This window comes from Exiguobacterium sp. s123 (genome assembly GCF_018617075.1).
GTDB classification, from domain to species: domain Bacteria; phylum Bacillota; class Bacilli; order Exiguobacteriales; family Exiguobacteriaceae; genus Exiguobacterium; species Exiguobacterium profundum.
On sequence record NZ_JACSJL010000002.1, the window covers coordinates 375383 to 402087 of the forward strand.

Annotated in this window: 27 protein-coding genes and 1 other annotated feature; of the genes, 11 read left to right on the plus strand and 16 right to left on the minus strand. The window is 47.1% G+C overall.

Features of this window, described 5'->3' with window-relative positions:
• Window positions 1-37: 37 nt before the first annotated feature.
• Entirely contained in the window at window positions 38-1768 is a 1731-nt protein-coding gene (gene ezrA / locus KNO72_RS05790; protein WP_031423123.1) for a septation ring formation regulator EzrA, read from the minus strand.
• 237 nt (window positions 1769-2005) lie between these two features.
• Between ezrA and KNO72_RS05795 the strand changes: the two genes are divergently transcribed.
• Window positions 2006-2488, plus strand: coding sequence for a GAF domain-containing protein (locus KNO72_RS05795; RefSeq protein ID WP_214757487.1), 483 nt, complete (start codon window positions 2006-2008; stop codon window positions 2486-2488).
• A gap of 223 nt (window positions 2489-2711) precedes the next feature.
• Window positions 2712-3311, plus strand: a complete 600-nt coding sequence (gene rpsD, locus KNO72_RS05800; RefSeq protein WP_031423120.1) for a 30S ribosomal protein S4 — start codon at window positions 2712-2714, stop codon at window positions 3309-3311.
• Between the two features lie 36 nt (window positions 3312-3347).
• Here rpsD and KNO72_RS05805 read toward each other — a convergent pair whose 3' ends face one another.
• On the minus strand, window positions 3348-3974 hold the full coding sequence (locus KNO72_RS05805; protein WP_214683959.1) for a GTP pyrophosphokinase: 627 nt from the start codon (window positions 3972-3974) through the stop codon (window positions 3348-3350).
• 96 nt (window positions 3975-4070) lie between these two features.
• Window positions 4071-5318 (minus strand): tyrosine--tRNA ligase, encoded by a 1248-nt coding sequence (gene tyrS / locus KNO72_RS05810; protein WP_214757489.1) that lies wholly within the window; start codon window positions 5316-5318, stop codon window positions 4071-4073.
• Window positions 5319-5365: 47 nt separating this feature from the next.
• Window positions 5366-5563, minus strand: a binding site (T-box leader).
• Window positions 5564-5732: 169 nt separating this feature from the next.
• Here tyrS and KNO72_RS05815 point away from each other — a divergent pair.
• A complete protein-coding gene (locus KNO72_RS05815) occupies window positions 5733-8192 on the plus strand; it encodes a transglycosylase domain-containing protein (RefSeq protein WP_214757491.1) in 2460 nt (819 codons plus the stop codon).
• A gap of 40 nt (window positions 8193-8232) precedes the next feature.
• Here KNO72_RS05815 and acsA read toward each other — a convergent pair whose 3' ends face one another.
• Entirely contained in the window at window positions 8233-9939 is a 1707-nt protein-coding gene (acsA, locus tag KNO72_RS05820; protein WP_214757493.1) for an acetate--CoA ligase, read from the minus strand.
• A gap of 155 nt (window positions 9940-10094) precedes the next feature.
• Between acsA and KNO72_RS05825 the strand changes: the two genes are divergently transcribed.
• Genes KNO72_RS05825 through KNO72_RS05835 form a run of 3 tightly spaced genes read left to right on the plus strand, consistent with a single transcriptional unit; the run spans window position 10095 to window position 12534 of the window.
• Window positions 10095-10724 (plus strand): GNAT family N-acetyltransferase, encoded by a 630-nt coding sequence (locus KNO72_RS05825; RefSeq protein ID WP_078147204.1) that lies wholly within the window; start codon window positions 10095-10097, stop codon window positions 10722-10724.
• Between the two features lie 11 nt (window positions 10725-10735).
• The gene (locus KNO72_RS05830) at window positions 10736-11368 is read left to right on the plus strand and encodes an acetoin utilization AcuB family protein (RefSeq protein WP_012726747.1); all 633 of its coding nucleotides are present in this window, start codon (window positions 10736-10738) and stop codon (window positions 11366-11368) included.
• On the plus strand, window positions 11365-12534 hold the full coding sequence (locus KNO72_RS05835) for an acetoin utilization protein AcuC (protein WP_214757495.1): 1170 nt from the start codon (window positions 11365-11367) through the stop codon (window positions 12532-12534). Before KNO72_RS05830 ends, KNO72_RS05835 begins: the two co-directional genes overlap by 4 nt.
• A 53-nt stretch (window positions 12535-12587) precedes the next feature.
• Here KNO72_RS05835 and ccpA read toward each other — a convergent pair whose 3' ends face one another.
• The 4 genes from ccpA to KNO72_RS05855 form a co-directional block, all read right to left on the minus strand.
• Window positions 12588-13601 (minus strand): catabolite control protein A, encoded by a 1014-nt coding sequence (ccpA, locus tag KNO72_RS05840; protein ID WP_074033452.1) that lies wholly within the window; start codon window positions 13599-13601, stop codon window positions 12588-12590.
• A 127-nt stretch (window positions 13602-13728) separates the two neighbouring features.
• Entirely contained in the window at window positions 13729-14820 is a 1092-nt protein-coding gene (locus KNO72_RS05845) for a bifunctional 3-deoxy-7-phosphoheptulonate synthase/chorismate mutase (RefSeq protein WP_078147206.1), read from the minus strand.
• Between the two features lie 132 nt (window positions 14821-14952).
• Window positions 14953-15504: a YtxH domain-containing protein gene (locus tag KNO72_RS05850; protein ID WP_214683954.1), complete on the minus strand. Its 552-nt coding sequence runs from the start codon at window positions 15502-15504 to the stop codon at window positions 14953-14955.
• A gap of 25 nt (window positions 15505-15529) precedes the next feature.
• Entirely contained in the window at window positions 15530-16042 is a 513-nt protein-coding gene (locus KNO72_RS05855; RefSeq protein ID WP_012726752.1) for a DUF948 domain-containing protein, read from the minus strand.
• Window positions 16043-16211: 169 nt separating this feature from the next.
• Here KNO72_RS05855 and KNO72_RS05860 point away from each other — a divergent pair, with 169 nt between their 5' ends.
• Window positions 16212-17324, plus strand: a complete 1113-nt coding sequence (locus KNO72_RS05860) for an aminopeptidase (RefSeq protein WP_012726753.1) — start codon at window positions 16212-16214, stop codon at window positions 17322-17324.
• A gap of 42 nt (window positions 17325-17366) precedes the next feature.
• Here KNO72_RS05860 and KNO72_RS05865 read toward each other — a convergent pair whose 3' ends face one another.
• From KNO72_RS05865 to KNO72_RS05890, 6 genes are all read right to left on the minus strand, one after another.
• The gene (locus tag KNO72_RS05865) at window positions 17367-17819 is read right to left on the minus strand and encodes a Dps family protein (protein WP_012726754.1); all 453 of its coding nucleotides are present in this window, start codon (window positions 17817-17819) and stop codon (window positions 17367-17369) included.
• A 96-nt stretch (window positions 17820-17915) separates the two neighbouring features.
• Complete coding sequence (gene murC / locus KNO72_RS05870; RefSeq protein WP_012726755.1) at window positions 17916-19223, minus strand: UDP-N-acetylmuramate--L-alanine ligase; 1308 nt, start codon at window positions 19221-19223, stop codon at window positions 17916-17918.
• An 85-nt stretch (window positions 19224-19308) separates the two neighbouring features.
• Complete coding sequence (locus KNO72_RS05875) at window positions 19309-20016, minus strand: hypothetical protein (RefSeq protein WP_214757497.1); 708 nt, start codon at window positions 20014-20016, stop codon at window positions 19309-19311.
• Between the two features lie 54 nt (window positions 20017-20070).
• On the minus strand, window positions 20071-20685 hold the full coding sequence (gene ytpR, locus KNO72_RS05880) for a YtpR family tRNA-binding protein (RefSeq protein ID WP_078147943.1): 615 nt from the start codon (window positions 20683-20685) through the stop codon (window positions 20071-20073).
• 54 nt (window positions 20686-20739) lie between these two features.
• The gene (locus tag KNO72_RS05885; RefSeq protein WP_078147209.1) at window positions 20740-21534 is read right to left on the minus strand and encodes a DUF1444 domain-containing protein; all 795 of its coding nucleotides are present in this window, start codon (window positions 21532-21534) and stop codon (window positions 20740-20742) included.
• 6 nt (window positions 21535-21540) lie between these two features.
• Entirely contained in the window at window positions 21541-21852 is a 312-nt protein-coding gene (locus KNO72_RS05890) for a thioredoxin family protein (protein WP_012726759.1), read from the minus strand.
• Between the two features lie 115 nt (window positions 21853-21967).
• Here KNO72_RS05890 and KNO72_RS05895 point away from each other — a divergent pair, with 115 nt between their 5' ends.
• Complete coding sequence (locus tag KNO72_RS05895) at window positions 21968-22300, plus strand: hypothetical protein (RefSeq protein ID WP_012726760.1); 333 nt, start codon at window positions 21968-21970, stop codon at window positions 22298-22300.
• Window positions 22301-22334: 34 nt separating this feature from the next.
• Here the strand turns inward: KNO72_RS05895 and KNO72_RS05900 are convergent, their stop codons facing one another.
• Window positions 22335-23351, minus strand: a complete 1017-nt coding sequence (locus tag KNO72_RS05900) for a PTS sugar transporter subunit IIC (RefSeq protein ID WP_078147210.1) — start codon at window positions 23349-23351, stop codon at window positions 22335-22337.
• Between the two features lie 149 nt (window positions 23352-23500).
• Window positions 23501-24574 (minus strand): M42 family metallopeptidase, encoded by a 1074-nt coding sequence (locus KNO72_RS05905; protein ID WP_031423097.1) that lies wholly within the window; start codon window positions 24572-24574, stop codon window positions 23501-23503.
• A 138-nt stretch (window positions 24575-24712) separates the two neighbouring features.
• Between KNO72_RS05905 and KNO72_RS05910 the strand changes: the two genes are divergently transcribed.
• From KNO72_RS05910 to dhaL, 3 genes are all read left to right on the plus strand, one after another.
• Window positions 24713-25015 (plus strand): PepSY domain-containing protein, encoded by a 303-nt coding sequence (locus KNO72_RS05910; protein ID WP_012726763.1) that lies wholly within the window; start codon window positions 24713-24715, stop codon window positions 25013-25015.
• Window positions 25016-25117: 102 nt separating this feature from the next.
• Window positions 25118-26095 carry a dihydroxyacetone kinase subunit DhaK gene (dhaK, locus tag KNO72_RS05915; RefSeq protein WP_078147211.1) on the plus strand — a complete coding sequence of 326 codons (978 nt, stop codon included), beginning with the start codon at window positions 25118-25120 and terminating at the stop codon, window positions 26093-26095.
• Between the two features lie 22 nt (window positions 26096-26117).
• Complete coding sequence (gene dhaL, locus KNO72_RS05920; protein WP_371328164.1) at window positions 26118-26705, plus strand: dihydroxyacetone kinase subunit DhaL; 588 nt, start codon at window positions 26118-26120, stop codon at window positions 26703-26705.

The window sequence follows — 26705 nt, forward strand, 5'->3', positions numbered from 1 at the left end:
TACGTTTTTCCCGTTTCCGTCAATCTTCATGCATCGTTTATTTTTTTAGCAATTCCTGCTGTTCTAACCCTTTATCCACACGTTGACGAATTTCATTGGCTCCGTTCTCATCGAATCGACCGAGCACCCGCTCACCGATTTCGACCGCAGTGCCATACTCTCCATGCAAGAACTTGTTTTCCGCAAGCGTCAAGGCGATATGGACCTCGTTGTCACGGCGACGGAAGCGGTTTGCATATTGGAGCAACTGTTCCGCATACGTCACTTGACGAATCAGTGCATGGACACGGTCACGGAAGTTATCCATCATCTCTTCGACATCATGGCTAAGCCCGACGATATACGTCATGTTGAACGGTGCCTTGTCAAACTGTTCGTCTAACGACTGGACACCTTTTTGGAGCTGACGTAAGTCGTTTGACAAATCATTCGGAACAACCGGCATCGCACTTTTCGCTAACAGGCGACGATGCCCAGACAATTCTTTTTTCCACGTTTCTAACTTGTGACGGACCTCAAGCTCTTCTTTACGTAATGAATTCGTATCCTCAATGAAACGCTCATGCATGGCACTGAATTGGTCAAGTGACCGTTTCGCTTCCTGCACTTTGGATTTGATCATACTAAACGGTAACATTTGCGCGACGAGAGCTTGTTCAATATCAAGTACATTCGCCGTGAGAGTCGTTCGTTCACGTTCTAATTGTTCGAATTCTTCTCCGACGCGTGCATTGATTTCATAGTTGCTTACAAGTCGAGACATTTCCGTCTGTAAGTGATTCATGATTTCGGCAGATTGCAATTCGCGCTCTTGTATCGTCGCAAATTCTTTTTTCACGTATTGGCGGGCATCGACCTCTGTTCGGAATGCTTCGAATAATTGATCGATATCCGAGCTCAACTGTTGCATGTCCTCTTCAAAATGATCAAATTCCAAGCGTTCGATTCGAGCCATCAACTCTTCTCGACGATCTTCCGCTTGATCGATTTCTTCCATTAATCCTAGTGGTTCAAGCGCATACCCGTCCATTTGCATTTCTTTATGTCCAGCGCGGAGTTGTTGAAGTTGTTGTTTCAGTTCCACTTGAACCGTACGTACAAATTGCGGAATGATCCGAATCAGTTCACGGATGTGTCCTACTTGATTCGATAAGGCTTGTCCGGTTTCAAATGCTTCAGAAACTTGACCGACCTGCTTTAAGTTAATCATCTCACTGCGTTTCGCCTCGGCAGCGGCAATCTCTTGTTCCACCAATGCATAGGTTGGTCCGAACGCATGGTTTTGTGAATTCAATGTCTTGCGGAACTGATACAACTCTTTCTCATCCTGCTTCACAATGTCCATAAGCGAGGTGTGATGCGTCGTAAATTCATCCATCTCATCGAGCATGGCGTGTACCATCGTCTCGAGCTCTTCAATGAGTTGTTCAGTTGCATTCAAGTCAGCTTTGACTTTCATGAAACGATATTTATCCAAGTCTTCCTCAGCCCGGTATAACGCTTCATCGATTTGACCTGCATGTACGCTGACTAACTCATCCCAAGATTGATGCCAACGATCAAACTTTTCTTTCGTTTCCCCTTCCATCGGCCACTGTTTGAATTTCTGGAGTTCGACGGGTATGCTCGCACTGAGCACACTTTGTTTCCTCATATCCAAGTCGTCAATTTTTTGGTAAAAATTCCTTCGAATGAGCATACTCCCCAACATGCCGCCTAATACGACGACGATGATTCCAATGATTAATCCATAAATTCCGTAATCCATCTTTGTCACAACCTCCAAGCCGCTTTCGTGGACTTATGTACCTTTATATAAAAAAAGAAGTATTTTATAAGAATAGATATACCTAATCATATTATAGAACCAACGATTTGCATAGGTTTTCCAATGGTTTCAGTGGAGATTGTTCATTTTTTCGGAACTTTCTAAGAAGACAAATCTGAAATTTGCGTGTACCATAATGCTAAATTCTAAAAACATGAAAGATGGAGGGGAATTCATATGTTCCAAACGACATCGTACTCAGGTGATTTGACAGCCGGTTACGACCTGTTAAACAAGCAACTCGCCGCATTATTAGAAGGCGAAACGAATACAGTGGCCAACCTCGCCAACGCCAGCGCATTACTCAACCAATTTTTAGATCGGATCAACTGGGTCGGATTCTACGTGACTGATTCTGAAGACAGTCTCATTCTAGGACCATTCCAGGGACTCCCGGCTTGCGTTCACATCGCGTTCGGTAAAGGGGTTTGTGGAACTGCGGCAGCTACACAAGAAACACAGCTCGTGGCCGATGTTCATCAATTCCCTGGTCATATCGCATGTGATGCGGCTTCGAATTCTGAAATCGTCGTCCCTCTCGTACGTGACGGGAAAACGATTGGCGTGCTCGATATCGACAGCCCGGAGTTCGACCGTTTCTCAGAAATCGACCGCCAAGGACTCGAACGTTTTTGCGGAACACTTCTTCGCTATATTTGATTGACAAGAGATGGTATTCATCGTATACTCATCTTTGTGCATGAAATGACGATAGCAGTCACAGACAAACGTATCCACCTTTCGGGCCTCGACTTTTGTCGGAGGGGCATCTCGTAGCTTCGCTATCAAGTGAAGGTGCTTGCACCTTGAAAGGGGCGTTACTCGTCTTTGACACCGTTGTTCTTTTGTGCAAAATACATGAACAACAAGGAGGAGTCCAATCATGGCTCGTTACACAGGTCCAGCTTGGAAACTCTCGCGTCGCTTAGGCATCTCGCTTAGCGAAACGGGTAAAGAATTAGCAAAACGTCCTTACGCACCAGGTCAACACGGAAATGGTCGTAAGAAAATCTCAGAATACGGTCTTCAGCTTCAAGCGAAGCAAGCACTTCGTCACATGTACGGAGTGAACGAGAAGCAATTCCGCCGCATCTTCAACGATGCTGGTAAAATGCCAGGCATCCACGGTGAGAACTTCATGTTCTTGCTCGAATCACGCCTTGACAACCTCGTTTACCGTTTCGGCCTCGCTCGCACACGTCGTGGAGCACGCCAACTCGTCAACCACGGTCACATCACTGTTGATGGATCACGCGTTGACATCGCGTCTTACCGCGTAAAACCAGGTCAAGTTATCGCTGTTCGCGAAAAGTCGAAAAACGTAAAAGCAATCGCTGAAGCACTTGAAGTAGCACCAGCTACAAAAGACTTCGTATCGTTTGACGCTGAGAAACTCGAAGGTACATTCGTACGTCTCCCAGAACGCGCTGAACTTAACGACCAAATCAAAGAGCAACTCATCGTCGAGTACTACTCACGTTAATGCTTTTTTATCCCCTTCTTCACGAAGGGGATTTTTTTATTTTTTCAAAATCTCTTGTCGGATACGCCCCATTTGCGTATCGAGGGCATCCGCCATGAGTGACGCTTCAATCAGCTCTTCTTTCGATGAATCTGGTACTTCATGCTGATATTTATATTGAAGCTTATGTTCCGTCGCCGCCCAAAAATCCATAGCAAGTGTCCGAATCTGAATCTCAGCCGGCACCCAAATGATTCGTTCGGCCAAGTAGACTTTTGTTTTCACGATGAGATGTAAGCTTCGATACCCGCTCGGTTTTGGGTATTTAATGTAATCTTTTATTTCGATGATATCTAAATCATCTCGCGCCTCTAGATGACGCAAAATCTCATATATGTCATCACGGAAGCTCGTGACAATCCGAATGCCCGCCACATCGTGTACATGCTCCCAAAGTGCCGAAACCTCTAAAGGTAAGTCTTTCCGTTTCATCTTACGCACGATAGACGGCAATGTCTTCATCCTCGTCTTCACATGTTCGATCGGTGAATACCCTAGTCTCGTCTGCCAATCCAAGTCGATGATCCCGAGGTCGCTCTCGAGTTCCGTGATCGCCATTTCATAATACCGAAAGTGTTCACGCCATTGATGGAACTGGTCGCCGAAAAATTCTTCTATCTCCATCGTCATCCCTCCTATCTCCCCATTTTAGCAAATCCGAACCGCACGTCATGTATAAAAAAAGTCCATTCCTCAACAAATAAGGAACGGACAGGATGTTCATACGTGACGAATCACAAAGTACTTTTTCTTACCGCGGCGAATGATGGTGAATTCACCGAGCGTATCTTCGTGCGTAATCATTTTATCGAGCGCTTGTTCACGTTCGCCGTTTAAGTAAATCGCTCCGTTCATTACATCTTCACGTGCCTGACGTTTCGATGGTGAGATCTTCGCTTCGACGAGGAGGTCGACAAGGTTGCGTTCACCGTCAAGTTCGAATTGCGGCATGCCTTTAAACGCATCTTCCATATCTTCCGGTTGAAGCGACATCAAATCTCCGCTAAAGAACGCTTTCGTGATGCGCTCCGCTTGTTCAAGTCCTGCTTCACCGTGGACAAGCTTTGTCATCTCTTCTGCGAGTCGGCGCTGTGCCACGCGCTTTTCAGGCGCTTCTGTCACTTCGGCTGCAAGTGCCTCAATCTCTTCATGCGACATGAACGTGAAGTATTTGATGAACTTGATGACATCTGCATCGTCGACGTTGATCCAGAACTGGTAGAACTCATATGGCGACGTCTTATCCGCATCTAACCAAACTGCACCGCCCGCTGTCTTCCCGAACTTTTGTCCGTCCGACTTTGTGACGAGTGGCACGGTGAGACCGAACGCTTTTTCAGAGTGACCAAAGCGACGAATCAATTCAAGACCTGCCGTGATATTCCCCCATTGATCACTTCCACCGACTTGAAGACGACATTTCTCTGTCTCGTATAGTTTCAAGAAGTCGTAAGATTGGAGCAACATGTAAGAGAACTCTGTGTACGAGATCCCATTCTCCATACGTGAATCGACAGAGTCTTTCGCAAGCATATAACTGATTGGGAAGTGCTTCCCAATGTCGCGCAGGAAGTCGATGATTGACATTTCTTCCGTCCATTCGTAGTTGTTGCGAATCGTGATCGGGTTCTCCCCTTCAAGTGGAAGGAATCGGCTCAACTGATCCTTGATGCGATCGGAGAAGAGCTTGACCGTATCCAACGTGTTTAGTGAACGTTCATCCGAACGACCAGACGGGTCACCAATCATCCCTGTCGCCCCACCGACGAGCGCGATGACCTGATGGCCGGCCTGCTGGAAACGTTTTAGCGTCAAGATCGGGAGCAAGTGCCCGATGTGAAGCGAGTCCGCTGTCGGATCAAATCCCGTGTATAACGTCGTCGGTTGCTTGAGTTGTTCTTTTAATCCTTCTTCATCTGTCATTTGGTTGACAAGTCCTCGAAACTCTAAATCGTTTAATAGTTCCATTTGTTCCACTCCTTCGATTGACATAAAAAAACGTCCCTTCTCATATGAGAAGGGACGGAGATTCCGCGGTACCACCCTACTTGTCGCAATTTGCGACCGCTTGAGCGAGAGATAACGGTCTCGAACCGGCCCGAAGGCACGCTCTAAAAGTGTAATTCATCGATTGACATTGGCTAGTTCACAGCAACCACTAGCTTTCTGGACAAGAGGCCCGTCGACTACTTCGCTTTCTTCACAGCGTCATTATCTTGTTGACTATGCTATTCATTTTATAAGCATCGATTTCAACTTGTCAACTCTTACAATGAAACTTGCACGAGACTTCGGTTTCGAGGTAAGGTGTAGGTTGAATTGTGCTATAATCGAATATATTACTGTCTAAAATAGTTTTACACCATATTTAAGGAGGCTGTCATGCTGCAGAAGATTCGAGACTTATGGAATAATCCGACGTCATTGAAAGTACGTCGTTATGCCAATGTTATGTATGATGTGTCGTGGAACGTCCTACTCCTGACCATCATTTCTGTTGTACTCATCGGGTTTTTAGGTGCTGGAATTGGTGTCGGATATTTCGCGTCACTCGTCAAAGATATGCCGACCCCGGCTTATAAAACGATGACTGCGCAAATCAATACGTATACATCGACTTCCAATATTTACTTCGGAAGCGGGGAGCGCATCGGGAACTATACGACCGATGAGGTACGAATCCCGATTCCAGTAGAAAAAGTTTCTCCATACGTCGTCGATGCACTACTTGCGACGGAAGATGTCGAATTCTATGAGCACGATGGCGTCGTTCCAAAAGCGACGTTGCGCGCTATTTTACAAGAAGCAACAGGATCTGAAGATCGCACGGGTGGTTCAACGTTGACGCAACAATTGATTAAAAACCAAATGTTGACGAACGAAGTATCTTTCGAACGGAAAGCAAAAGAAATATTACTCGCCCTTCGTCTAGAGAAAGCGATGGACAAAGATGAAATTTTAAACGCCTATCTGAACGTTGTCTCATTCGGACGTAACTCGACGGGACGTAACATTTCAGGGATTGAGGCCGCCGCTCGCGGTGTGTTCAATACTTCGGCAGAGAAATTGACACTTCCACAAGCCGCTTTCCTTGCCGGTATCCCAAAAAACCCATTCTTCTACACACCTTACTATCAAGGTGGCGTCATCAAAGAGGACGTATCGGGTGCGGTTAACCGAATGAAAACGGTATTGAACCGCATGTACGTTGCAGGAAAGATCACGAAAGAAGAATATGATGCCGCTTATAACTACGACATCACGCAAGACTTCATGCAGACTCAGACGAAGCCTCGCGACAAATATCCGTACGTGGTAGACGAAGCAGAACTTCAAGCACGCCAAATCGTAACGGATTATCTATTGGAGCAAGATGGGATTGAAATCAATGAGTTGAGCTCGGAGGAACAGGACTCTGTCCGTTCGACTTATGCGAAGCGTGCTCATAACATGTTGCGTCAAGGTGGGTTCAACATCCGTTTGACATTGGATAAAGAAATTCACGAAGCGATGCAACAACCGGCTAAAAACGCTGGCAACTTCGGACCGAATCAAACGATTAAAGATGAGAACCGCACACTTCCTGAACAAACCTCTTCTGTCATGATTGAGAATAAGACCGGGAAAGTACTCGGATTCGTCGGAGGTCGCTACATCAATGGCAAGACCGACGATTTGAACCGTGCTTTCTGGGCAGAACGTCAAATCGGATCGACTGCAAAACCGATTCTTGTCTATTCAAATGCGATTGAAGCTGGCATGATTACACCTGCCACTCAAATCATTGACGAGGAGTATTTTTATAAGTTTACTGGTCCCGGACAACCGAAGAAACAAGTTCAAAACGAAGGGAAAACGTATCGCGGTGCTGTCACAGTACGCGATGCGCTCAAGCTCTCCTTGAACGTTCCGGCTGTTAAGATTTATGAAGAACGTAACCAAAAACCTGCTGATACGCAGAAATTAGTCGATATGGGAATCCCCGTATCTGAAGGAAACCGTTATGCTTCAGCGATGGCACTCGGTACCGGGGAAGTCAAGCCTATCGATTTGGCCGCCTCTTATGCGATGCTAGCAAATTACGGTGAACACGTGGAGCCGCACTTCATCCAAGAAATTGAATATCAAGGTGAAGTCATTTACGAAGCGAAGCCGAAGAAAACGCGTATTTTCACAGAACGTACCTCTTATCTCGTGGTGGATATGCTCCGCGACGTCTACACGTCAGGTACTGCGACATATGCACAATCATTGCTCAGCGTTCCTGGCGATTGGATGGGTAAAACCGGTACAACGAACGATCAACGTGATTCGTACTTGGTCGGGTCGAACCCGAACGTTACACTCGCTGTCTGGTCAGGTTATGATTCACAACGCCTCTCAATGCTAGATGGTTGGGATTATGGACGTTACTATCAACGGACCCAGCGCATCTGGTCGCAAACGATGAATCGTGTCTATGCGGATGACCCAGAAGCTCTAGGCGTCAGCGCACGCTTCTCACAACCTTCAACCGTCACTTCGAAAGACTTCCAAGACTCAGGTTCATTCTCTGAGAAGAAGAAAGTAGAAGAGAAAGAAAAAGAAGAGGAAGAGAAGAAGAAAGAAGAAGAGGCCAAGAAAGAGGCCGAAGAAGCAAAGAAAGAAGCTGAGGAGAAGAAACAAGAGGCTGCTGCCGATGCTGCCGCTAAGAAAAAAGCTGAAGAAGAAGCTAAACAAAAAGCAGACGCCGAAGCAAAGAAAAAAGCTGAGGAAGACGCGAAGAAGAAAGCTGAAGAAGATGCTGAAGAAGCCGAACAACAAGCTGAAGAAGAAGCCGATGCTGATGCTAACGGTGAATAAACAAAGGGTCGACACACGATGTGTCGACCCTTTGTTTATCTTAATCTTCCATCGTCGAGAGGTCACCTGTTTCAAGATTCAATTCCCAAGCCTTCAAGACACGACGCATGATCTTCCCGCTTCGTGTTTTCGGCAACTTGTCCTTGAATTCGATCTCACGTGGTGCTGCATGCGCAGCCAATCCTTCTTTGACGAACTGCTGGATTTCTTGTTTTAACTCATCAGACGGTTCATAACCTTTACGTAGCGCAATGAACGCTTTGATGATTTCACCTCGGACCGGGTCCGGTTTTCCGATGACACCCGCTTCAGCCACAGCCGGATGTTCCACGAGTCGACTTTCCACTTCAAACGGTCCGACCCGTTCTCCTGCTGTCATGATGACGTCGTCGACCCGACCTTGGAACCAGAAATAGCCGTCTTCGTCCATATAAGCAGAATCACCTGACACATACCAATCTCCCCAGAAGTAACTCTCATACTTCGCATCGTTCTTCCAAATCTTCCGCATCATCGACGGCCAAGGCGTCTTGAGTGCCAAGTTCCCCATTCGGTGTGGTGGAAGTGGTTGACCCCGGTCATCCAAAATAGCCGCTTCGCAACCTGGGATCGGTTTCCCCATTGAGCCCGGTTTGATGTCCATCGTCGGATAGTTACAAACCATCATCGCACCGGTTTCTGTCATCCACCACGTATCATGGATTCGAAGATCAAATGCTTCGTGTCCCCAACGAATGACTTCTGGATTTAGCGGCTCACCGACGGATAAAATATGACGAAGTGAAGACAAATCATACTTCTCAAACGCTTCGTCGCCAGCGCCCATGAGCATGCGGAACGCCGTCGGGGCACTATACCAAACTGTCACGCCAAACCGTTCAATGACCGAATACCAAAATTCAGGATTGAAGCGTCCACCAACGATGACGTTTGTCGCACCATTTAAGAAAGGCGCAAAAATACCGTAGCTCGTCCCCGTCACCCATCCAGGGTCAGCCGTGCACCAGTAAATATCATCCGGTTGAAGATCGAGTACCCATTTGCCGGTCATCATATGTTGAATCATCGCATTATGGACGTGGAGAACCCCTTTTGGTTTCCCTGTTGAGCCCGATGTATAGTGTAAAATCAGACCGTCTTCACGGTCGACCCACGTCAATTCGAGATCTGTCGTCGCATCGTTCGCCAGTTTACGATAATCGAGCACCTTTTCCGACTCTTCGACATCGTCCCCAACGAGTAGAATGGTCTCTAAATGAGGCAACTGATCGACCGGAATGCGCGGCAACAGTTCTTTCGTCGTCACAATCACTTTCGCTTCCGAGTCGAGCAAACGGTCGTGAACCGCCTGTTCCATGAACGCCTCAAACAATGGACCGACGATGGCCCCTCGTTTGATTGCACCGAGCAAAATAAAATAAAGTTCTGGCTGACGTGGCATAAAGATAAAGACGCGGTCGCCTTTCTCCACACCAATCGACTTCAGAACATTACCAGAACGATTACTTTCTTTCTTCATATCCGCATACGTGTACCGCTCTTCTCGATCCCCATCGAAATAAAGCAGGGCCACTTTTGTCGCCAATTCACTTTCCGCATGGCGATCGATGGCTTCATATGCCAAATTGACTTTCCCCGTCAAATTCCATGAAAACAATGCTTCTGCTTGTGTCCATTCGAACGACTGACAAGCCTCTTCATACGACGCTAATTGATGTTCCCCTGTTAACGCTTTCAATTTTTCCATCGCTAAAGATTCGCCTCCCCTGTAAAGATTGGTATAACCACTTTCAGTATAGTGTTAAAATTATGACAAATCAATGAATTTCCAATTTCATCAAAACAGGATGATTCCAGCTTGATGAAAGCGCTATAATAAGAGATGGAAAAGGTGGTGACCCTATGGAAAAACAATATCATTCAAAAGTGTGGCAGACCTCACAAGGTGACGTCACGATTGATGGTCCGGTGGCGCCTGACGTGTTACGGACGTATCGTCTTGATGAAGGATTGACAGCTTTTCGTGAACCGGAAGATCAGCACGAAGCACTCGTCGATATTGCTGGGTTAAAAGAAGGAAGAATCATCGTCGCCAGGCAAGACGATCTCGTGATTGGATACGTGACTTTCCTCTATCCTGACCCGTATGAGCGTTGGAGTGAAGGAAACGACCCATACATCCTTGAACTCGGGGCAATTGAGGTGAGTCCTCGCTTCCGTGGTCAACGAATCGGGAAACAATTACTCGAAGTATCGATGATGGACCCACATATGGATGACTTTTTGATTTTGACGACCGAATATTATTGGCACTGGGATTTGAAAGGTAGTGGACTCTCGATTTGGGATTATCGAAAAGTCATGGAGAAGATGATGAATCACGGTGGACTTGTTTTCTTCCCGACAGACGATCCTGAGATTGCCTCCCATCCTGCCAACTGTTTGATGGCTCGTATCGGAAAAAACGTACGACAAGAATCAATCGACCATTTTGATTCACTTCGTCTTCGCCGACGATTTATGTACGACTAAGGAGGGATTTCATGTTAATCGAACAGATGATGAATCGACATGTCGTGACGATTCAACCGACCAATACGATTGCCCATGCCGCAAAATTAATGCGTGAACATCGTGTCCGACATTTGATTGTGACAAATCCCGCTCGACAAGTCGTCGGGATTGTCGGCCAATTCGAGATGAGTGGTGCGACGAGCGTCTTTCATCCCGAAAGTGAAAATGCAGACTTTCAAAACCCTGTATCGAGCATCATGCGATCCGAGGTACCGACAGCGCATCCATTCGATTTCTTTGAAGATGCAGCTGCCTTGTTTTACGAAAACCGGCTAACCTGTCTCCCCATCGTCGAACAAGGGAAACTCGTCGGTGTATTGACAGAGACCGATTTATTACGTTACTTCGTCCAATTGACCGGCGCACTCGAACCAAGTTCGCAAATCGAGATCCTCGTCGAAAATACGACCGGTACACTTGAAAAAGTGACCCGACTCCTCGCCAAAACAAACGTCAATATCATCAACGTCTTCGTTCATCCGACGAGCGATCCGTATAAACGTATCATCTCCTTCCGCGTCCAGACGATGAACCCGCTCCGAATCATCGAACGGTTGAAACGTGAAGGCTATGATGTCCTCGGTCCGGAGATGTCGCGATGAGACCGATTTACATATTTGGCGAAGACGAGACGTCTTATCGCTTCCATGAGGATCATCCGTTCAATCCGTTACGACTGGAATTAACGACATCGCTATTGATTGCAGCCGGAAAACTGTCCAAATCGGAATGTGTATCTCCGCCACTCGCTTCGGTTGAAGCGTTAGCGCTCGTTCACGACTTCGATTACATCGAAGCCGTCCAAGCTGCGGCTGCAGGAGAACTTTCTACGCTGAAAGCGAATAAGTTTGGTCTCGGTACGGAAGACACCCCTATCTTTCCGACGATTCATGAGGGGGCCGCAAGACTTGTCGGAGGGACGATTCATGCGCTCGATCTGGTCGCGAGCGGCAAAGGAGAGCGCGCCTTCCATGTCGGGGGCGGTTTACACCATGGTATGCGGCGCAAAGCATCAGGGTTTTGCGTCTATAACGATGCAGCTGTCGCCATCGCACATGTGAGAAAACAATACGGGTCACGCGTTCTCTATGTCGATACGGATGCGCATCATGGGGACGGCGTCCAATGGCTCTTCTATGACGATGATGATGTGATGACACTGTCGATTCATGAGACGGGACGTTATCTCTTCCCGGGTACCGGAATGGTGACAGAACGAGGTAATGGGAAAGGATACGGCTACAGTTGGAACGTACCGGTCGATGCGTTCACCCAAGATGACTCTTTTTTGACGTGCTATGAGACCGTCTTGCGCGAGGCGTGCGAATGGTTTAAACCCGATATCATCTTGACTCAGAACGGTGCGGATGCCCATGTCTTTGATCCACTCACCCATCTGGCATCAACGATACGGACGTTCGAACAAATCCCGCAGATTGCCTCACGCCTGGCCGATGAATATACAGACGGCCGTCTCGTCGCCCTTGGTGGCGGCGGGTATGACTGGTATCGTGCCGTGCCACGCGCATGGGCTCAAGTGTGGGCTGGATTGACGAGAGAAGCACCCTATTCTGGAGATATTCCGCGCGAGTGGATTGAGCAATGGTCTGGTGTCGCTGGTCAACCGTTACCCACTCGCTGGGACGACTCGCTTTATGCGTTTGATCATATCCCGCGCCGTCAACAAATCGAAGAAAAGAATTGGGAAGTCACAAAACGAGCCTTTTGGCCGTTCATATCAAATGACCGAAAGTCAATTTACCTATAAAAATAAGCCTCCCCTTTCCCTCACATGATGTGACGGATGGGGAGGCCTTTTGATTAATCTTGGCGAAGCGAGTCACGGCGTTCGATTCGGTGAGGAAGCACGACGTTTTTCTCTTCGATTTCTTCCGCGTTCAAAATCTTAGTCAAGAGACGCATCGCGACGGCTCCGATATCGTACATCGGTTGAACGACCGTCGTCAACTTCGGACGAATCATCGTCGCGAGACGCGTGTTATCGTGACCGACGACTTCAAAGTCGTTTGGAACCGAGTAACCTGCATCTTGGATCGCGTGGATGACACCGAGAGCCATCTCATCCGTCCCCGCAAAGATGGCTTTCGGGCAATCATCTCGCTGCAACATTTTTTGCATCGCCTCGAGACCAGACGCATACGTATAATTTCCAAGAATCATATCGTTATCATGGAATGGAAGACCTGCATCTTCAAGCGCGCGACGGTATCCAGCGAATTTCTTCTCGCCATTGATTTGTTGTTCGAGCGGTCCAGTGATAAATCCAACACGATCATGTCCGTGGTTGATCAACATCTGAGTCGCGTCATATGCGGCTTGTTCATAATCGATGTTGACGGCAGGGAGATCATATCCTTGGTTCAACGTCGCTGCGAGAACGATTGGAACCGGTGATTTTTTGAACTCTTCGACGAGGTCTTCATGCAAACGTCCACCCATGAAGATGATGCCGTCCACTTGCTTCCCTAACAACGTATTGAGTAAATGCACTTCCTTGTCACGACTCGAATCCGAGTTACCAAGGATGATGTTGTATTTGTACATCGTCGCCACGTCTTCAATGCCTCGTGCCAAATCAGCAAAGAAGATGTTCGAGATATCCGGTACGATGACACCGACCGTTGTCGTTTTTTTACTCGCAAGTCCACGCGCGACGGCGTTCGGACGATAACCAAGACGGTCAATCGCATCCTGTACTTTCTTGCGTGTTGTCGGTTTGACGTTCGGGTTTCCGTTGACGACACGAGAAACGGTTGCCATTGACACCCCGGCTTCTCGTGCGACATCGTAAATCGTTACGTTGTTACTATTCATAAACTACTCCTCCTACAAGTCCTGATTTTCAAAAAGTTTTCATAAAACATCTTAAAAAAGGAAGACAGGTATCTGTCATCCATTTACCCTGTCTTCATGCGATATAAAACGTTTCCATTTGGAAAGCTTACTTTTTCACCAAATCAAGTCGGGGAAACTGGACGGTGAGTCCTTCCACAAATTGATCGAATTGATCGAAGTCCAATTGTTGTTGCGCATCCGATAATGCAATGGCAGGATTCGGGTGCACTTCTACCATCACACCGTCAGCTCCGATGGCAAGGGCCGCTTTTGCAGCCGGTAACAACAAGTCACGACGACCCGTCGAATGCGTGACGTCTACCATGACAGGTAGATGCGTCTCTTGCTTCAAAATCGGCACAGCCGTGATGTCCAACGTATTACGTGTTGCTCGTTCATACGTTCGAATTCCCCGCTCGCATAAGATGACTTGGCTGTTCCCGCTCGCCATAATGTACTCTGCCGCATAAATGAACTCTTCGATTGTAGCGGATAATCCGCGCTTCAACAAGACCGGTTTGTCTGTCTTCCCGACTTCTTTTAACAAATCGAAGTTCTGCATGTTGCGAGCCCCGACCTGAATGATATCGACATATGGTAACGCCGATTCCACTGCGCCGGGAGTCATGATTTCCGTGATGACTCGTAGGTCGTGTCGGTCAGCTGCTGTCTTCAACAGCTTCAATCCTTCAAAGCCTAAGCCTTGGAAATCGTAAGGAGACGTACGCGGTTTATAAGCACCACCTCGCATCACTTTAACTCCCGATAATGCAAGTTTTTCTGCGACCGCATTCACTTGTTCAAACGATTCAACGGCACACGGTCCCGCAATCAATTGTGGACGCCCGTTTCCGATCGTCACGTCCTTCACGTGGACCAACGTGTCTTCCGGTTGACGCTTCCGCGAAACGAGAAGCGTTTTATCACGGTCTTCCCCTTGTAATTCAGCAGACGCTTTAAAGACTTCTTTAAAGATATGTTGAAGACGTGACGTTTCAAACGGTCCTTGATTTGAAGCGGCGATAAAATCGAGCATCTCGCGCTCGCGGACGGGATCATAACGTTCGACGCCTTGAAGACGTTTGATTTTTCCAATTTCGACGGCAAGTGTACCACGCCGACTTAGCAAGTCGAGCATTTCATGGTTCAATTCATCCATTTCTCGACGTAATCGATTCAATTGATCTTGTGGACTCATAGTTTCCCTCACATTCTTAAGCCGTTCTTTCCAGATTCCTAATTATATCGAACTTTGTGCGCTTTGTCATAAGGAAACCTTCTACGTCACAAAATCACCAAAAAAGGACCGAATGCATTCGGCCCTTACATGTCATTCATTTTTTTTAAGGTCTTTCTTCAAATCATTGAGTTCTTCTTTCGATTCCTCATCAAGCAACTCATTGACAGGTGCTTCGAGCGAATCGTTTGATTCAGAATCCGATGCGTTCGATGGATTTGCCTCTTCTTCAGCCGCACGGTCCATCTGTTCTTTCACTTCCGATTCCGCTTCCGCGACGAGCTGATCCGCTTTCTCCATCGCCTCTTCAATCGAGAGTTCGTCCTCATCGATCTGTTGCTTTAATTCTGCTGCCTCACGCGCCTTATCTTTTACGATATTGAGGACAGGTGCCGCCTTATCGCTCGCCACTTTAATCCATTCCCCAACGACCGGTTCTGCTTTCTCACGCATTTCTTTCGATTTGACAGTCAGACGTTCTCGCGATGTTGACGTCTTCTCGTCAAGGTACGTTCGAACTTCACGTCCGTTTTTCGGTGATGTTAAGAGGGCAACCGCTGCTCCGACAATCCCTCCGAGGATGACACCCGTCAAAAATCCGCTACTTGATTGATTCTGTTCTGTTGATTGCTTTTGGTCTGTCATGTGTGAGTTCCTCCCCGAAATTTAGTTATTTGATTGTATCGTCCGTTTGAATCAAATCAGGTGATACAGGTGTTTCTGCTTTCTTTTCACGTCGTGTACGGCGACGTGGACGTTCTTTTGAAGCAGATGCTTCCGGCTTGTTCTTCTTGAACAATTCGACCGCAACCGATCCCCATCGGACGGCTTGCGCAATCTGTTCTTTGTTTTCGTCTGCTGCCGAGTGGACAGATGTCGAGACGGTACGAACAGACTCGGTCACCTCGTTCAATGATGTCCCTAACTCATCAAGCGCATGAGCGACGGGTGCGAGCAATTCTGTTTTTTCTTCGACGTTGTCCACGAGACGGTTCGTCTTATGTAAGAGCGCCGTCACTTCCATTGTGATTCCATCGAGCTGGCGTTCTAAATTTTCGGTCGTGTTGGCGACGCTTCCGAGTGTACGGTTTACATTCGACAATACACGCGCCAAGAAGATGACGAGTACGACAAACGCGAGCGCCGCAATCAGGCCAGCGATGCCTCCTAATGTGATCTCCATTCAATCCATTCCTCCTATTCAATCGTTTCTTGTTTCATTATAGCACCATTATGACTGAAAAGATTTGCTACAACCGTTTTCGCCATTGGGTCTGATTATTCCTTTACCCGTTTTTATGTTTTCGATTACACTAAAATAGAAATTCATAAAAATAATTAGGGGTGATCGTGTGAGAGATCCAAGAATTACACAGTTAGCAGACGGTTTAATCAATTATTCCGTCAAGCTACAACCGGGGGAAAAGGTACTGATTGAGAACTTTGGCGTCGAGGAGTCGCTCGTTGAGGCACTCGTCGAAAAAGCATATGAGGCAGGCGGACACCCATTCGTCTTGTTGAAAGAGAGCCGTATCTTACGTAAGTTATATACGGGCGCAAGCCGAGAGCAACTCGAACTCATGGCCGACATCGAGCGTAAACAGATGCAGGCAATGGATGCCTATATCGGCTTACGTGCTGGTGATAACATCAACGAACTCTCTGACGTGCCGAGTGAGCAACAAAAACTCGTCGGTGCCACTCTTGGGAAAATGCATACCGAAGACCGGGTCAAAGGAACTAAATGGGTCGTCCTTCGTTATCCATCTCCATCGATGGCGCAACTTGCTGGAAAATCGACAGAAGCGTTCGAAGACTTCTACTTCAATGTATGTACGCTCGATTACGGAAAGATGGACCGCGCAATGGACGGATTGGTCGAATTGATGAACAAGACGGACCGTGTCACGTTGAAAGGACCAGGAACGGACCTCTCGTTCTCCATAAAAGATATTCCGGCAATCAAGTGCTCGGGTCAAATGAACATTCCAGATGGTGAAGTGTTCACAGCACCGGTAAAAGACTCGGTCAATGGCGTGATCACGTACAATACGCCATCTCCATACCAAGGATTCACATTCGAGAATGTGAAGTTGACGTTCAAAGACGGGAAGATTGTAGATGCGACGGCTAATGATACAGAACGAATCAATGAAGTGTTCAACACAGATGAAGGAGCCCGTTACGTCGGTGAGTTCGCAATCGGTGTGAACCCATACATTCAACATCCGATGAAAGATATCCTCTTCGATGAGAAAATTGACGGCAGCTTCCACTTCACGCCAGGTCAAGCGTATGATGAAGCCTATAACGGCAACAACTCATCTGTCCATTGGGATCTTGTCAACATCCAGCGCCCGGATTACGGTGGCGGCGAAATTTGGTTCGACGATGTACTCATCCGAAAAGACGGACGTTTCGTCATCGATGCCTTGCTTCCGCTTAATCCAGAAAACTTGAAATAACATAAAAATGGTGCGCCTGACAAAGGCGCACCATTTTTATGTTTATAATTTTGTTTTCTTCCCGAGGGCTGCAGACATCATCCAAATTTCTTTTTCGAGTCGTTCGATATGAGAGACGAATGTATCTTCAATCGCCTCATCGCCATCCTCAAATTTCTCCATCGCATCTTGCATCTCTTGACGGATTTGTTTGAAGTCACTGATGATGTCTTTAATCATCTGATCTGTCTCGGCATGACGATCGCCTTCTTTTAACGTCGAATGTTCAAGATACTCTTTCATCGTCGCAAACGGTTCGCCGTCATTCATTAGTAGGCGTTCTGCCACGTCATCATAAAGTTCTGCCACTAGATTATAGAGCTCTTCTAGTTTTTCATGGTACGTGAAGAAGTGCGGTCCACTGATATACCAGTGATAATTATGAAGTTTCACAAACAGTAATCCATAGTTCGCTACTTCTTTGTTCAATGTGTTGAGCGCAACTTGACTAGCCATTCCTAACATCTCCTTTGTCATATTCATCGATACTACTATTACCGAGATTTTGGATGGCTAAACATTAAAAAGAGAGACTTTCGTCTCCCTTCACACTTATGCTTCAAGTTTTACAACTTCTTCATATTCGCGCTGATACGTTTGAATATCACCGGCACCCATGAATAAGAGCACGGCATCGGCATGGTTGCGTAACACGCCTGTACCACCACGTTTTAAAATATGCGCGCCTTCGATTCGTGATTGGAGGTCTTCGATCGTGACCGTTCCTTCCTGCTCACGTGCTGAACCGAAAATATCACATAAATAGACAGTGTCTGCTTCGGCCAATGCCGTCGCAAAATCATCCATGAATGATTTCAAGCGTGTATACGTGTGTGGTTGGAAAATCGCAACGACTTCTCGATTGCCATACTTTTTCCGAGCCGCTTCGACCGTTGCACTGATTTCCCGCGGATGATGCGCGTAGTCATCGACAAGCACTTGGTCGTTTAACGTCGATTCACTGAATCGGCGTTTTACACCATTGAACGTCTCAAGACGTTCTTTCACCAATTCTTTCGGCAAGTTCTCGTAGTCGCATGTCGCAATGACAGCGAGCGCGTTCAACACGCTGTGGTCTCCATATCCAGGAATTCGGAACGTTCCGTAGAAGTCATCACGCAAAAAGACATCAAATGTCGTTCCATTTTCTGTCGATGTGACCTGTTCAGCACGGAAATCATTGTGCGCCCCGAAACCATAATAGACGAGCGGCACGTTGGCTTGAATCTGTTGAAGATTTTCGTCATCGCCACAAGCAATGATTCCTTTCTTCACTTGTTTCGCCATTTCTTGGAAAGCGTCAATGACGTCATCAAGTCCAGAGAAATAGTCCGAATGGTCAAAGTCGATATTCGTCATAATCGCGTAGTCTGGACGGTAGTATAAGAAATGACGCTTGTACTCACAAGCTTCGAAGACGAAGTTTTTCGAATCCGCCACTCCTTCTCCCGTGCCATCGCCGATTAAGAACGATGTCGGTTCGATTCCACGCATGACGTGTGCAAGCAATCCCGTCGTTGACGTCTTCCCGTGTGACCCAGTGATGGCGACACTCGTGTAATGGTTCGCGAGTTCACCTAAAAACTCGTAATACTTATAAATCGTCAATCCGAGTTCACGTGCACGCACGATTTCTGGATGATCATCACTGAACGCGTTTCCTTGCACAACGATTTGGTCTTCCGAAATATTTTCAGGATCGAATGGCAAAATTTCAATCCCTTTACGGTTCAATGCTTCTTCTGTAAAAAATGCTTTTTCAACGTCCGATCCACGGACCTCATTGTTCATATCAAATAAAATTTGAGCTAAAGGACTCATGCCCGTTCCTTTAATTCCGACGAAGTGATAACGGTTCATCTGTAAATAGCCCCCCTAATTCATTGCGGCTCGTCAAAATGCGACAAACCTTTGTCATTATAGCAAAACTCACAGAGTCGTGCTATTACAGATTATTGTTTTTTTGCGCAAGTCGTCGGCTGCGGTACATCGCCATGCGATCTTTTGGCGTCATCATCACATTTACAGGCGGTTGATCCGCTTTAAATGATACTTGAACCGCTGATGTCAAATCTGTGGCAGATGGCACTTCTTGCTGTTCAGATGGTGTTTGTAATCTTTCTGCAATCTGCTCAAGCGACGAACCGATTTGTTCCGCCGATTCGTCAATATCTAGGTCAGTATGAGGAGTGGCATCTTGATGAGCCTCTACGACCGTCTCCTTTTTTGAACGGGATAAATCCGTTGATTGCATAAAAACAGATGAAAAGCCATTATCTAGAATCGAAACTTCACCAAGAATCGGTTTTTCTTCCATTTCCATTTCCTCGGAAATCAGCTCGTTGGACTCTTTGCTCCATTCAGGTTCAGAGACGGGTTCAGTAGATGACTCTTGGATTGGCTCTTCCGTCGTAGAATGAGTAGATGCCATCTTTGAATCATACGCATCTCTCGTTTCAGGAGAGTGTTCGACCGGAAGGACAATCTTTGGTTTCGGACGAGCATATCCATAAATCGGTGACGGGACGTCTGACGGAATAAATTCCTCGGTTACCTCTACCTTTGGCGGAGGGGAACCTTTTTGTCCTTCTTTCGACAGTTCTCGTTTGATTCGCTCTGCTTGTTGCTTCAGTGAACGTTCATATGCATCCATACTTGATTCCTCGCTTTTTCACTCAATCCATATTTAACAAAAAATCGGTCGAATTTAGCGACCGATTTTAAATGCTGTACCTACTTCATATTCGTCATCTAATACTAAAATCCCTTTTTCTTGCGGGGCGTTCGGAAGGTTTAATTCACGGGCAGAACAAATCATCCCGTGTGAACTTTCACCACGGAGTGCAGACGGACGGATAATCAAACCAGTCGGCATCACCGCACCCGGTTTTGCGACAACGACTTTTTGCCCTGTTGCCACATTCGGTGCGCCACATACTATTTGAACAGTCCCTTGGTCGATTTGAACTTGACAGATTGACAGTTTGTCAGCGTCCGGGTGTTTTACTGCGCTTTCAACATACCCGACGACAAACTTCGGCGTCACGTCAACCCATGAAAAGTCCTCTTCAATCCCGTTATCATTTAAGATAGATTGCAACTGTTCCACTAATTCGACTGTCAACTCAACAGGACCATTCCATCCTGTCACATCAACATGTTGACTTGCTTGAAACAGGTTGTACCCGTTCACTTTTCCGTCTGCCGACTTGACGATTGCCACGTCTCCCGTCCGCTCGACAGATTGATGATGTCGTTCTCCTTCTTTTAACAACACCATGAGTACATCACCGATTCCTTCTCGGTTATAAAACACATTCATTTGCATACGTTCCTACGTCCCTTCTTTCAAACTCATCTCACTTATTTTATCAGATTATGTGTTCGATGGCGGGGTCTTTTTTCCGACAATGAAAATCGGTTCAAGTTCCCCCGCCACATAGTGAAAGGCGAGTGCAGTGACGGGAATTCGACCATTTGTGAAGAAATCAAACATCAGTTGCTGCATCGCATCATATCCTTGGTCATTTCGAATGTCCGCAACGATCATCACATCCTGATGCGGGACACCGACGAGCATATCCCCTTCAATCCGTCGTTCCATCAGCCGAAGAAACTCGTCATTTAACACACGAGATGCCTCGTAGCCATCACGAGTTGATAAGAAGTAGAATGGGTTTCCAGCCACTTCGTCTTGTTTCATCTCGGTCGGTAGTTTTTTCACATTCTCACGGGCGATTCGCTCGATGCGGTCGAGCGTCATTTCATCCGAAAGGTGGCGTTCTTCAATCAACCGATATCCGTTTCCACGGTCCAGCGCATAAAAAATCGCGGTCTCGGCCGTGTGCGGGGTGAATGCAAGTGCTTCTCCATTTTTTGTCGTCTTCGAGAAAGAGTTCGAACGAATGACCGGATAGATGGCATCTTCATTTCCGGTGAGGGAGATTTGATCATCCGCCTTCATCGCTGATTCGATATACTCGATGACTTCATCGACGGCAACCGTACCGCGTGTCTTAGCCTTTGCCACAATCGGCGCAAGGCGGATATTGACCCCAAAACGGTCAGATTTCCGCTCGACGCGCAGTACCTCATTCTCACGGTCGTAAGAAGTACGGTATTCTTCATTAAAATGCGATTCTAGATAACGTCTTAACTCATTCCGTTCCATAAAGGCTCACCCTAATCCGTTCAAGAAAGCTTCAACCTGTTCCGGCGTCTTCCGTTCACGACCGACGTAGCGATCAACCTCATTGCCATTTTCAAACGCAACAAAGCTTGGGATGCCAAAAATATCAAGTTCTTGCGCAAGTTCCATGAACTCGTCACGATCGACGTAATAGAACGTCCATGCTTCAAATTTCTTCTCGATTTCCGGCATGAATGGGTCAAGGAATCGGCAATCTCCACACCATGTCGCCGAAAACATAAGGACACTTTTCGCTTCTTTTGCTTCGATATATTCTGCCATTGTTGATAGTCGTTTCATGATTATCACTCCTGTTCGTTTTTTCCTCACTTATAATAGCATAAGTCAAGTCACACATTCTGCTCTGCTGTTTGTTATAATCAAAGCCGAAACTAGTTGAAACAGGTGAAGCTGAATGAAATTAACACGCGAAACGTTAAACCCTGAAATGAAGCACCCTCTTGAACAGATGGTCGGTGTATTTGGAATGCTTGCCATTTTGCGATACGGCTACTTGTTTATTGACACTGATAAAACGAGACTAGAGATCTTGATTTGGCTCGTTGTCGGTTTCGCCGTCATTTATGTGCTCGAAAAATATCTCAAGAAATTGGCACGTCACTTGCCCATCGTTCGAAAGCGTTTCTTGATCCCCATTTACGTGATTGTGCTCATGTTATTCTTAATCAGTTTCCGAGTCCCTCGTGAGACGGTTGAGTCCGTGAAAATGTGGTTCGGAATTGGATGAAAAAGAGCAACGTTCCTCGAAACGTTGCTCTTCATTAATAATCAATTTTTAAATCATTCGGTTGAATCCGACCGGTTCTTCGCAAGACTACGTATACCGCGTAACTCAATAAGGCTGGTCCAATTATGAGGAAACCAAAGACGACGAGAAAGGTATACCAGCTAAAGCCCATCGTTTCAAGCATGACAATCGGGCCGACGAGCCCACTTGTTCCCATGCCTGCCCCCGCAGCGACACTTTCCAGTTCAAACAACAGAATCGCGATTGGAGCCAATACAGCCCCGGCCATTGTTGGCGGAAGAAGAATCCAAGGGTTTTTCACAATGTTCCCGACTTGAAGCATCGAGGTGCCGATTCCTTGAGCAATCGCCCCACCGACCCCATTATCACGATAACTCGTGATGGCAAACCCAATCATCTGAGCCGCGCAACCGACAGTCGCTGCTCCAGCGGCAATTCCGTTCAAACCGAGCATCAATGCGATGGCAGCACTTGAAATCGGTGCCGTTAACGCAAGTCCCATCAATGTCGCGACGACCACTCCCATGAACAACGGCTGTTGCTCCGTGCCCCATTCAATCCAACCACCGAGTTGCGTCATAAATAAGCCGACATACTTGCCGATATACGTCGCAGTGAGGTAGCCTACGGCAATCGTTGTGAACGGCGTCACTAAAATATCTAGTTTCGTCGATTTAGAGACAAGTTTTGAGACTTCGACCGCAAGAATCGTCGCAACGTAACTTCCTGCCGGTCCGAACTCATATCCAAACGCCCCGATAACGAGCGCGGAAAACAAAATGAGCGGCGGCGCCTCTAACGCATAGGCGATGGCAATCCCGATTGCCGGTCCGGTCAAACTCATGGCGACATCCCCGATTTGAATCAACGTGGCACTCATCCCTGTGAATGTCGTTCCTTCGAGCTGACCTCCGATCGTTTTTATGATCAGACCGATGATTAACGTACTAAACAAACCAAGTGCCATATAACTTAGCGCCGTCACAAAATAAAGCGACGGGCTCAATGAGATTCCTTTTTTCTTGAACATAACATATCCTCCTTACACTTATACAGGTGTCTTGTCATGAGTAACATACATGTATAAACACCTTTATCAGTATAAGACGTTTTCATGAAATAGCAAGAACATCCATAAAAAACCGTCCACTCATCTTTCGAGTGAACGGAATGTTTGATTTACAGAGACGGACGTAGCGTTTCAAGTGTCGAACGATCAAGCCGCTTGACCAACGCTTTGAGCAACGCTTTCGCTGCATCGTAGTCATCCGTATGAAGAATCGAGGCGTGTGTATGGATATAACGAGATGCGACGCCAATGACGGCTGTCGGTACCCCTTCTCCGCTCATGTGAACGCGCCCCGCATCGGTACCGCCTGGTGAGACGAAATATTGTGTCTTGATGTTTTCGTCTGAAGCCGTATCGAGTAAGAAATCACGCATTTCAGGAGACATGACCATGACGCGATCTAAAATTCGGATCAATGCTCCCTCACCGAGCTGACCGAACTCCGTTTTACTTCCTGAAGCATCATTGGCCGGTGAAGCATCGAGTACGAGTGCCACATCTGGCTGAATCAATTCAGATGCTGTCTGCGCTCCACGTAATCCGACTTCTTCTTGTACGGTAGCACCCGAGAACAAGATGTTTGGATGATCCGCTTTTGTCGTTTCCTCCAACAATTCGATTGCAAGACCGACGCCATAACGATTGTCCCAAGCTTTGGCCATAATCTTTTTCGGGTGATGAAGTGGGGTAAATGCGCTCGATGGAACAGCAGGGACCCCCGGACGTACACCCCATGACTCTGCTTCTTCTTTCGAATCTGCTCCGATATCGATAAACATCTGCTTGATGTCCATCGGTTTACTCATTGCATCTGGACCTAACAAATGAGGCGGTGTCGAAGCGACGACACCGGGAATTTTACCGTTCGACGTGATGATGTCGAAACGTTGCGCCATGAGCACTTGGCTCCACCAGCCACCGAGTGGTTGTATGTAAAGCATGCCGTTCTCGGTAATCCGTGTCACCATAAAAGCGACCTCATCCATATGTCCGGCTACCATGACTTTCGGTCCCGACTCGTCTCCGACACGTTTTCCAAAAATTGATCCGATGCCATCCGTGACAATTTCATCTGAATGGGGTTCAATTCGTCCACGTACAAATTGACGAACTTCAGACTCGAACCCAGGAGCTCCCGGGAGTTCTGTTAGCGTCTTAAATAAATCTCTCGTCTTCTGATCCATCTTTCATCATCCTTTCCTAACCGTTCTTGTCTCATTATATACAAAAGTTTTGACAGGATGCGAATGCTTTTCATTCCATTCGGGTACAGGTTTTGGTACGATGTACATGATAGCCATAGTTCAAGGGGAGGTAGTCATATGAAAAAAAGGTATTGGTTTATTGGAATCGGGGTTGCCGTCATTGCCGCACTTATGACGAAAAAAGCTTTAGATGAACGTAGCTTATCTGCAGAAAACGCCTTAGAGTACACGAAGCGTGCTTTCTCAGCAAAAGGTCATGTCCAAGGGGCATGGATTTCTGCATCACCGGAGATTTACACATACGACGGTCGTGAATACGACGTCTACAAAGGTGGCATCTCGGTTCTTGAGAACGATGAAGAGAAAACATATGAGTTTACAGTCGACTCTGAGACTGGCGCATTACTCGAATATGCATGACACGAAACCGACGAATGATTCGTCGGTTTTTTTGTTTAGTTCCCTCGAAAGAGTGGAAAATTGAAATTGGTAGTTTTCAATTTAATAAAGGAGTGATCTCGCGTGAAGAAGCTAATCGGTGAAGCAAGTGAACTCGTATCGCAAATGGTTGAAGGGATGGTCCATGCCCATCCTGAAATGTATGGTCGCGTCGACGGTGTGAATGTCATCTGTCGGGCTGACGGAGCGAAGTCTGGAAAAGTCGGTCTCGTATCTGGAGGCGGTAGTGGTCACGAGCCGGCCCACGCTGGATATGTCGGGGACGGTATGCTCGATGCGGCAGTATGTGGGGAAGTGTTCACCTCTCCTACTCCGGACATGGTACTTGAAGGAATCAAAGCAGCTGACGGCGGAAACGGCGTTCTTTTGATTGTGAAAAACTATTCCGGCGACGTGATGAACTTTGAGCTCGCCGCAGAACTGGCCGAAGGTGATGGCATCAAAGTCGACCACGTCGTCGTCGCCGATGATGTCGCCATTTCGAACAAAGAAGATCGACGCGGGGTTGCCGGAACGGTCTTTGTTCACAAAATTGCCGGAGCCGCTGCAGCTAGTGGCAAATCACTTGAAGAAGTCAAATCCATCGCCGAAAAAGTAGCTTCACACGTTCGCTCCATAGGGATGGCCGTGGAACCTTGTTACATGCCTGTCAGTGGTAAACCAGGTTTCGACTTGAACGAGGAAGAGATGGAAATCGGCATCGGGATTCACGGGGAACGTGGTGTCGAGCGGAAACCGACGAGTGATGTCGACCAAATCGTCGACGACCTCCTCAGTCACTTGAAAAAAGAAGTCGAGCCAGGAGAAGTTGCCGTCATGGTGAACGGAATGGGTGGAACGCCGTTGTCTGAGTTATATGTGACCTATCACTTCGTTGCCGAAAAACTGGAAGCTGCTGGGTATACCCTTAAACGGAAGTATGTCGGCAACTACATGACTTCACTCGAGATGCATGGGTTCTCCATCACGTTGCTCCCTCTCGATGATGAGATGACGACGTATCTCGACGCTCCTTCGGCAGCACTTGGATTCAAAATTTAATAAATGAGGTGTTTGGTTTATGTTGACGATTGATCGGATGAAGCAGGCGTTACGTGACGCACAAGTTGGCATCGAAGAACAAAAGGATACGTTGACCGATTTAGACCGGGCCATCGGCGACGGAGACCATGGGATCAACATGTCTCGTGGTTTTGATGCGGTCTCTACTATTCTAGATGAGGATTATGACTCTCTTGGAGCACTTAGTAAAAAGGTCGGGATGACCCTCATGTCGAAAGTCGGAGGCGCGGCCGGACCTTTATACGGTTCAGCTTTCGTGAAGATGGCAACCAAATTCGGGGATGCGACCGAAGCGGACTTTGGCTTACTCAAGGAGGCGCTCCAGGAAGGTTCGAATTCCATCAAAGCACGAGGGAAATCGGAAGTCGGCCAAAAAACGATGGTCGACGTCTGGGACCCGTTCCTCGAGCAAGTCCAACAAGGGGAAGATTATAAACAGAAGTTGGACGAGCTTGTCCAAAAAACAGAGGATATGGTGGCCACGAAAGGAAGAGCCTCTTACTTCGGAGAAAACTCTCGCGGAACCGTCGACCCGGGTGCCCTTTCTAGCTCAATCCTTTTGGCCGCGATTATGAAGGAGGTCGATTGA

Bases quoted from the DNA above. Each gene is read 5' to 3' on its own strand.
- ytpR (WP_078147943.1), bottom strand. From the start codon at position 20,685: ATGAATGTGTTTTATAACCGAGAAGGAATCGGTGATGTACTCATGGTG.
- KNO72_RS05845 (WP_078147206.1), bottom strand. From the start codon at position 14,820: ATGAGTCCACAAGATCAATTGAATCGATTACGTCGAGAAATGGATGAA.
- tyrS (WP_214757489.1), bottom strand. From the start codon at position 5,318: ATGGAACTATTAAACGATTTAGAGTTTCGAGGACTTGTCAACCAAATG.
- KNO72_RS05835 (WP_214757495.1), top strand. From the start codon at position 11,365: ATGAGACCGATTTACATATTTGGCGAAGACGAGACGTCTTATCGCTTC.
- acsA (WP_214757493.1), bottom strand. From the start codon at position 9,939: ATGGAAAAATTGAAAGCGTTAACAGGGGAACATCAATTAGCGTCGTAT.
- KNO72_RS05875 (WP_214757497.1), bottom strand. From the start codon at position 20,016: ATGGATGCATATGAACGTTCACTGAAGCAACAAGCAGAGCGAATCAAA.
- KNO72_RS05885 (WP_078147209.1), bottom strand. From the start codon at position 21,534: ATGGAACGGAATGAGTTAAGACGTTATCTAGAATCGCATTTTAATGAA.
- KNO72_RS05895 (WP_012726760.1), top strand. From the start codon at position 21,968: ATGAAATTAACACGCGAAACGTTAAACCCTGAAATGAAGCACCCTCTT.
- KNO72_RS05850 (WP_214683954.1), bottom strand. From the start codon at position 15,504: ATGACAGACCAAAAGCAATCAACAGAACAGAATCAATCAAGTAGCGGA.
- KNO72_RS05905 (WP_031423097.1), bottom strand. From the start codon at position 24,574: ATGGATCAGAAGACGAGAGATTTATTTAAGACGCTAACAGAACTCCCG.
- murC (WP_012726755.1), bottom strand. From the start codon at position 19,223: ATGAACCGTTATCACTTCGTCGGAATTAAAGGAACGGGCATGAGTCCT.
- KNO72_RS05795 (WP_214757487.1), top strand. From the start codon at position 2,006: ATGTTCCAAACGACATCGTACTCAGGTGATTTGACAGCCGGTTACGAC.
- ccpA (WP_074033452.1), bottom strand. From the start codon at position 13,601: ATGAATAGTAACAACGTAACGATTTACGATGTCGCACGAGAAGCCGGG.
- KNO72_RS05890 (WP_012726759.1), bottom strand. From the start codon at position 21,852: ATGAAACGACTATCAACAATGGCAGAATATATCGAAGCAAAAGAAGCG.
- KNO72_RS05865 (WP_012726754.1), bottom strand. From the start codon at position 17,819: ATGGCTAGTCAAGTTGCGCTCAACACATTGAACAAAGAAGTAGCGAAC.
- KNO72_RS05855 (WP_012726752.1), bottom strand. From the start codon at position 16,042: ATGGAGATCACATTAGGAGGCATCGCTGGCCTGATTGCGGCGCTCGCG.
- KNO72_RS05830 (WP_012726747.1), top strand. From the start codon at position 10,736: ATGTTAATCGAACAGATGATGAATCGACATGTCGTGACGATTCAACCG.
- KNO72_RS05825 (WP_078147204.1), top strand. From the start codon at position 10,095: ATGGAAAAACAATATCATTCAAAAGTGTGGCAGACCTCACAAGGTGAC.
- rpsD (WP_031423120.1), top strand. From the start codon at position 2,712: ATGGCTCGTTACACAGGTCCAGCTTGGAAACTCTCGCGTCGCTTAGGC.
- KNO72_RS05910 (WP_012726763.1), top strand. From the start codon at position 24,713: ATGAAAAAAAGGTATTGGTTTATTGGAATCGGGGTTGCCGTCATTGCC.
- KNO72_RS05900 (WP_078147210.1), bottom strand. From the start codon at position 23,351: ATGTTCAAGAAAAAAGGAATCTCATTGAGCCCGTCGCTTTATTTTGTG.
- KNO72_RS05815 (WP_214757491.1), top strand. From the start codon at position 5,733: ATGCTGCAGAAGATTCGAGACTTATGGAATAATCCGACGTCATTGAAA.
- KNO72_RS05805 (WP_214683959.1), bottom strand. From the start codon at position 3,974: ATGGAGATAGAAGAATTTTTCGGCGACCAGTTCCATCAATGGCGTGAA.
- ezrA (WP_031423123.1), bottom strand. From the start codon at position 1,768: ATGGATTACGGAATTTATGGATTAATCATTGGAATCATCGTCGTCGTA.